This is a genomic window from Skermania sp. ID1734 (genome assembly GCF_007489285.1).
Lineage (GTDB): Bacteria > Actinomycetota > Actinomycetes > Mycobacteriales > Mycobacteriaceae > ID1734.
The window spans coordinates 213,749-220,088 of the sequence record NZ_VLIY01000008.1; the positions used below are offsets into that span (position 1 = coordinate 213,749).

The following is a 6,340-nucleotide window of genomic DNA, read 5'->3' on the forward strand; positions in this document are numbered from 1 at the left end:
AACCCGCATTTTGATGGACGAGAACACCCCGGCCAACAAGCTTCGCACCATCGTGCACGTCGTGCGCCATGGCGAGGTGCACAACCCCAACGGGGTCCTCTACGGCCGTCTCCCCGGCTACCGCCTGTCGGTCACCGGCCAGTCACAGGCGCGGGCGGTGGCATCCGCCCTCGCCGATCACGACGTCACCCATGTCATCGCCTCGCCGCTGCAGCGCGCCCAGGAGACCGCCGAACCGATCGCCGCCGCCCACGGGCTCGAGGTGGCCACCGATGACAACCTCATCGAGGCGGCCAACGCCTTCGAGGGCCTGCGCGTATCCGTGGGCGATGGCGCGCTCGGCAAGCCGCGGCACTGGTGGAAGCTGCGTGATCCGTTCACCCCGTCGTGGGGCGAGCCCTACCTGCAGATAGCGCACCGGATGCTGGCCGCGGTCAACAAGGCCCGCGCCGAAGCTGCCGGTCATGAGGTGGTGTGCGTCTCGCACCAGTTGCCGGTGTGGACGCTGCGCCGGTTCTTGCAAGGCGAGCGCCTGTGGCACGACCCGCGACGGCGGCAGTGCTCGTTGGCCTCGATCACCTCGTTGGTCTACGACGGCGACACCCTCGTCGACATCGTGTACTCGGAGCCTGCGGGCGGATCAGATCCGAGGGTGACTGGAGCGTGAACACCAACGTGCTTCGCGGCCTGGCCGCGCTACTGATTGCCGTCGCCACTGTGCTGGCGGCAACGGGATGCTCGGGCAAAGACGCGGTGGCGCAAGGCGGTACGTTCGATTTCGTTTCCCCCGGCGGTAAGACCGACATCTACTACGACCCGCCCGAGTCCCGGGGCACCGTGGGCAATCTGTCCGGCCCGGACCTCATGAACGACGGCAAAACCATTGGCTTGAAAGACTTTCCGAACCAGGTCGTGGTGATCAACCTGTGGGGCAACTGGTGTGGGCCCTGCCACGGCGAGGCCGATGACCTCGAACAGGTCTACCAAGCCACCAAGCATCTCGGGGTCGCGTTCCTCGGCATCAACGTGCGTGACTACCAGAAGGACGAGGCGCGCGACTTCGTGGTCAACGAGAAGATCACCTTCCCGTCGATCTACGACCCGTCGATGAGCACGCTGGTGAACCTCGGCCGAAACTTCCCGACCAGCGTCATTCCGACCACGCTCGTGCTCGACCGGCAGCATCGGGTGGCCGCAGTGTTCCTGAAGGCGCTGCTGGCGAGCGATCTGCAGCCCGTGGTGGAACGCGTCGCCAAAGAACCGCAGGCAAGCCAATGAACCTGGCCGGCATCGGCGCGAGCTTCCAGTCGACAGCGGCGTCAGGCCCGCTGCTGCTGGCGCTCGGCGCCTGCGCCCTGGCCGGGCTGGTGTCGTTCGCCTCGCCGTGCGTGGTGCCCCTGGTGCCCGGCTACCTGTCCTACCTCGCGGGGGTGGTCGGAGCCGAGGCCCCGCCCGTGACGGCGAAGGAAGCGGTCACCCGATCCCGCGGCGGCCGGATGCGCGTTGCCGGGGCGGCGGCGCTGTTCGTAACTGGCTTTACCGTGGTCTTCGTGCTGGCCACCGCCACGGTTTTCGGTGCGGTGCAGGCACTGTCGATCAATCGGGACGTGCTGCAGCGCGTTGGCGGTGTGGTGACCATCCTCATGGGACTGGTGTTCGTCGGCCTGGTTCCGGCCCTGCAGCGCGACGTCCGCTTCGAGCCACGACGGGTGTCGAGCCTGGTGGGCGCCCCCCTGCTCGGCGCGGTGTTCGCGCTCGGCTGGACGCCGTGCCTCGGACCGACGCTGGCCGGCGTCATGTCGGTGGCGGCGGGCACCGAAGGCGCCACGGCCGCACGGGGAGTGGCGCTGATCGTCGCCTACTGCATCGGGCTGGGCCTGCCGTTCGTGGTGCTCGCCTTCGGTTCGGCCGGGGCGTTGCGCGGCGTCGGGTGGCTGCGCCGGCACGCCCGCGCGATCCAGATCTTCGGCGGCTTGCTACTCATCGCCGTCGGTGCCGCACTCGTCACCGGGATGTGGGACCACTTCATCAGCTGGGTGCGCGACGTCTTCGTCAGCGGGGTGAATCTGCCGATATGACAGCTACCCAAGCGCCGCCCCAGGCTCCCGCGCTGCCGCCGCGGCAATCCATGCCCCGGCGTGGGCTGGCGTTGGTGCGCAATACCTGGCGTGGCCTCACCAGCATGCGCACGGCGCTCGTGCTGCTGTTCCTGCTGGCATTGGCCGCCGTTCCCGGTGCGCTGATTCCGCAGCGCAGCCTCAACGCGCAGAAGGTCGACCAGTACATCGCCGACCGGCCCACCATCGGGCCGTGGATGGATCGGCTGCAGCTTTTCGACGTGTTCGGCAGCTTCTGGTTCACCGCGATCTACGTGCTGCTGTTCGTGTCGTTGGTCGGTTGCATCCTGCCGCGCTGCCTCGATCATGCGCGGGCACTGCGGACGGCGCCGGTGCCGACACCGCGCAACCTGTCCCGGCTGCCGCACCACTTCACGGGGGAGGTCGACGCCGATCCGGCCAGCTTCGCCGATCGGGTACGGACCGAACTGCGCGGGTGGCGGGTCGCCGTGCGCACCGGCGACGAGAACAAGTCGCATCACCCGGGCGAGATCACCATCTCGGCGGAGAAGGGCTATCTGCGCGAGTTCGGCAACCTCGTGTTCCACCTGGCGCTGGTGGGGTTGCTCGTCGCGATCGCCGTCGGCAAGCTGTTCGGCTACGAGGGCAACGTGGTCGTCATCGCCGACAATGACGCCGGCATCTGTTCCACCTCGCCGGCCGCGTTCGACTCCTTCCGTGCCGGCAACATCGTCAACGGCACCGGCCTGACGCCGATCTGTGTGCGGGTCAAGAACTTCAAGGCGGACTACCTGCCCAACGGCCAAGCCGAAATGTTCACGGCCGACATCTCCTATCAAGCCGGGTCCGACGTGCCCAACGGTCCCTGGCACGACGACCGCCTGCAGGTGAACCATCCGCTGCGCGTGGTCGGGGACAGGGTGTACTTGCAGGGCCACGGTTACGCGCCGACCTTCACCATCACGTTCCCCAACGGCGAGACGCGCACCAAGACAGTGCAGTGGCGGCCCGACGACGCGCACACCTTCCTCAGCAGCGGCGCTATCCGAGTCGACGCGCCCGCGCACATGTACGCCGACCCCGACGAGCGCCGCAAGCACCAGATCGCGATTGAGGGACTGTTCGCGCCGACCGCCGCGTTCGACGGCACCCTGCTCTCATCGAGCTTCCCGGCCATGACTGATCCCGCCGTCGCTATCGACATCTACCGCGGCGACACCGGCTTGGATTCCGGCCTGCCGCAGTCGCTGTTCTCGCTGGACCAGGACATGATCACCCAGCACCGGCTGGTCAAACAGGCCCGGGTCAATCTCCGGCCGGGGCAGAGCACGACGCTGAGCGACGGCACCAAGGTTTCCTTCGACGGCGCCAAGGAATTCGTGAACCTGCAGGTGTCGCACGACCCGGCCGAGCGCTGGGTGCTGATCGCGGCGCTGGCGATGATGGCCGGACTGCTGGTGTCGCTCGTGATCAAGCGGCGCCGGGTCTGGGTGCGGATCTATCCGAGTTCGGTTTCGGCAGATTCCACCGGCGAACGCACTACCGTTGTGGAGATGGGCGGGCTGGCGCGTACCGACCAGGCCGGTTGGGGTGACGAGTTCGATCGGCTGCGCAAGCGGCTGCTAGGTGACACGCGGGAGAGATGATGCCTGTCCACGAAAGCATTGCCAGCTACAGCGATTTGGCGTTTCAGTCGGCCTTCGCGGTGTACCTGCTGGCGGCCGTGCTGCTGATCGCTCAGTATGCGACCGCGCGCACCAGTCGCGTCGAGGAGCGCGAACTCGTCGGCGCCGGTGCACCGATGCAGCCGGGCCGGATAGCCGAGGAGCCGCGAAAGCCGTTGGCGGAGCGGTTGGGCAACATGGGCGCGGCCGTGATCGTTGTCGGTATCGCGTTGCAAGTCACCGCAATCGTGTTGCGCGGCTTTGCCACCGAACGCTTCCCGCTCGGCAACATGTACGAGTTCGTCACCATGGCCACCACCGCGGCGATGCTGGCTGCGTCGGTGTTCCTGCGTGGGCAGAAGTACCGCTCGATGTGGGTGTTCGTGCTCGTGCCGGTGCTGATCCTGATGTTTCTGGCCGGCACTGTGCTCTACGCCGACGCGGCGCCCGTGGTTCCGGCGCTGCGCTCCTACTGGCTGCCCATCCACGTCACGGTGGTGAGTGTCGGCAGCGGGATCTTCCTGGTCGCCGGGGTGGCTAGCCTGCTGTTCCTCATCCGCATGCATCAACCCGAGGGCGCCGAGCACGGCATCCTGGGCGCGATCGCCCGGCGCCTGCCGGATGCCCGGGCTCTGGACCGGCTGGCCTACCGAACCACCATCATCGGCTTCCCGATCTTCGGCTGCGGCGTGATTCTCGGCGCCATCTGGGCCGAAGCCGCGTGGGGTCGGTTCTGGGGCTGGGATCCCAAGGAGACGGTGTCGTTCATCGCCTGGATCATCTATGCGGCGTACCTGCATGCGCGGGCGACGTCGGGGTGGCGGGAAACGAAGGCCGCGTGGATCAACCTCGCCGGGTTCGTGGCGATGCTGTTCAACCTGTTCGTCATCAACATTGTGGTGAGCGGCCTGCACTCCTACGCCGGGCTGAACTGAGCTGGTTCTCACCTGTGATCCCGCGGTCGCGCGGGACTGGCTGTTGCCCCGCGCCCACCACATGGTGTCAGTGCGCGCCGAACGGAGCAGCCTCTGCCCGTGGTCAGTGCAGCGAGCCAGGCCCGGGCAGTAGGTCCACGTCGCCGGAGTGCATCGGCTTGCCGCAGTGCACGCAGCGCAGCTCGACCCGGCTGATCTGTCCGCAGGTGCGGTGGCGGTAGAGGACGGGTGGGCCGGCATCGCCGGCGAGCCATCGGTCGCCCCATCCGACCATCACCATCAGCAGGTCCACGAGTTCGGCGCCCTTGTCTGTGAGGTGGTACTCGAAGCGTGGACGCCCGTCGTATGGCCGGCGCTCGAGAATCCCCTGATCGACGAGGTGATTGAGCCGCTCGGTGAGCACCTTGCGCGAGATGCCGAGGTCGGCGTGGATCTGGTCGAAACGGTGCACGCCGGCGAACACGTCGCGCAGCACGAGCGGCGACCACGGCTCGCCGATCACCTCCAGTGTGCGCGCGATCGAGCACGCCATTTCACCGAATTTCGTGCGCTGCATTGAATCAGCATACGGATCTGGGTTCCCTTAAGGAACTTAGGGTGTTACCGTCGTGACCGTGAGTCTTTGTCGGCTGGTTCGACGGCCAGCCGGAATGGGCAGCGGTCGACGAGGTCTCCACGAAGTACACCGGCCAGCGCTACGGCCGTGACCAAGACCGCGTCGTCGGGCGAGGTCGACCACGACGACCAATGCGTCGGCCCGGGCTGATTGCACCGAAGCGACCCTTAGGGACCAGGACATGAACTCGACCGTGACAGACGAGCAGATCCGTGAGCTGGCGTCCACCGCCCAGCCCTACAGCCTGGTGTTGCTGTCGTGGACTCCGCAGCGACATCAAGACGGCGCCGAGGCCATCGAACTGGAACACCAGCGACGAATGGTCTCGCTGCGCGCCGACGGCGTCATCGCCATCCTGTGTCCGATACTGTCCGACACCCTCGCCGGCATGGCCGTCATGCCCGCGACCGAGAACCATGCCCGCCAAATCATGGCCGACGACCCTTGCGTCCAAGCAGGAATGATGACCTATCAGACCTACTCCTGCCTCGGCTTCCCCGGAGATTCGCTACCCGTGTGAACCATTGGGCCTCTTGTAATAGCCGGGCATCACCAGCGGACCGTCGGGGTGAAAGTGGTCGGTTGGTGCCGTTCGTCGTGCGTGTCCCGGGGCTCAACGCCGGTGAGCGGACTGCACTCCTACGCCGGGCTGAACTGAGCCGTCGCTGCTCGGCACCAAACGCCTCGCGTGATCGGCCACAGGGACGATACTGGGTTTGTGGGTGATGCGGAGTTGACCGACGACCAGTGTCAACGGTTCGCGAAAACTGACCCCTGGTGGGTTTCTGAAAAGTGACCCTCTGGAGGGTGTGTGTTGGGAACTTGGGCCGTAGCCCGGGCTCTAGATTTGGTCGGCGAACCGGTGCCGGATGGCTGCCAGTTGTCGGCGTACTTCGTGCAGTTCGGCGCGGCAGCGCCGTTCCTTGCGGGCATCGCCGTGACCGCCTTGAATGTGTTCGATCTGCCGTGTGAGCGTGTCTGAGGCCCGTTGGAGTTCGGCGAGGAAGTACTGCGCCTGTAGAACGTCGGCGTCAACTGTTGCCACCG

Annotated in this window: 8 protein-coding genes; 6 read left to right on the forward strand and 2 right to left on the reverse strand. The window is 66.7% G+C overall.

What is annotated here, in order from left to right; genetic code table 11:
- Positions 1-13: 13 nt before the first annotated feature.
- The 5 genes from FOS14_RS12415 to ccsB are packed head-to-tail and all read left to right on the forward strand — an operon-like array spanning position 14 to position 4,677.
- Positions 14-667 carry a histidine phosphatase family protein gene (locus tag FOS14_RS12415; RefSeq protein ID WP_143770937.1) on the forward strand — a complete coding sequence of 218 codons (654 nt, stop codon included), beginning with the start codon at positions 14-16 and terminating at the stop codon, positions 665-667.
- 8 nt (positions 668-675) lie between these two features.
- Positions 676-1,278 carry a TlpA disulfide reductase family protein gene (locus FOS14_RS12420; RefSeq protein WP_143771013.1) on the forward strand — a complete coding sequence of 201 codons (603 nt, stop codon included), beginning with the start codon at positions 676-678 and terminating at the stop codon, positions 1,276-1,278.
- Complete coding sequence (locus tag FOS14_RS12425; RefSeq protein ID WP_143770939.1) at positions 1,275-2,078, forward strand: cytochrome c biogenesis CcdA family protein; 804 nt, start codon at positions 1,275-1,277, stop codon at positions 2,076-2,078. Before FOS14_RS12420 ends, FOS14_RS12425 begins: the two co-directional genes overlap by 4 nt.
- A complete protein-coding gene (locus FOS14_RS12430; RefSeq protein WP_143770941.1) occupies positions 2,075-3,724 on the forward strand; it encodes a cytochrome c biogenesis protein ResB in 1,650 nt (549 codons plus the stop codon). Before FOS14_RS12425 ends, FOS14_RS12430 begins: the two co-directional genes overlap by 4 nt.
- A complete protein-coding gene (ccsB, locus tag FOS14_RS12435; RefSeq protein WP_143770943.1) occupies positions 3,724-4,677 on the forward strand; it encodes a c-type cytochrome biogenesis protein CcsB in 954 nt (317 codons plus the stop codon). The genes FOS14_RS12430 and ccsB overlap by 1 nt, the downstream gene beginning before the upstream one ends.
- 103 nt (positions 4,678-4,780) lie before the next feature.
- Here ccsB and FOS14_RS12440 read toward each other — a convergent pair whose 3' ends face one another.
- Complete coding sequence (locus tag FOS14_RS12440) at positions 4,781-5,233, reverse strand: helix-turn-helix domain-containing protein (RefSeq protein WP_143770945.1); 453 nt, start codon at positions 5,231-5,233, stop codon at positions 4,781-4,783.
- A gap of 241 nt (positions 5,234-5,474) precedes the next feature.
- Between FOS14_RS12440 and FOS14_RS12445 the strand changes: the two genes are divergently transcribed.
- Complete coding sequence (locus FOS14_RS12445; protein WP_143770946.1) at positions 5,475-5,813, forward strand: hypothetical protein; 339 nt, start codon at positions 5,475-5,477, stop codon at positions 5,811-5,813.
- Positions 5,814-6,134: 321 nt separating this feature from the next.
- On the opposite strand, the gene FOS14_RS24740 is transcribed toward FOS14_RS12445, so the two are convergent.
- On the reverse strand, positions 6,135-6,340 hold a 206-nt coding region (locus FOS14_RS24740), incomplete at its 5' end, for a hypothetical protein (RefSeq protein WP_185981742.1).

Excerpts from the sequence above, each read along its gene's own strand:
- FOS14_RS12415 (WP_143770937.1), top strand. The coding sequence starts at position 14 with ATGGACGAGAACACCCCGGCCAACAAGCTTCGCACCATCGTGCACGTC.
- FOS14_RS12425 (WP_143770939.1), top strand. The coding sequence starts at position 1,275 with ATGAACCTGGCCGGCATCGGCGCGAGCTTCCAGTCGACAGCGGCGTCA.
- FOS14_RS12430 (WP_143770941.1), top strand. The coding sequence starts at position 2,075 with ATGACAGCTACCCAAGCGCCGCCCCAGGCTCCCGCGCTGCCGCCGCGG.
- ccsB (WP_143770943.1), top strand. The coding sequence starts at position 3,724 with ATGCCTGTCCACGAAAGCATTGCCAGCTACAGCGATTTGGCGTTTCAG.
- FOS14_RS12440 (WP_143770945.1), bottom strand. The coding sequence starts at position 5,233 with ATGCAGCGCACGAAATTCGGTGAAATGGCGTGCTCGATCGCGCGCACA.
- FOS14_RS12445 (WP_143770946.1), top strand. The coding sequence starts at position 5,475 with ATGAACTCGACCGTGACAGACGAGCAGATCCGTGAGCTGGCGTCCACC.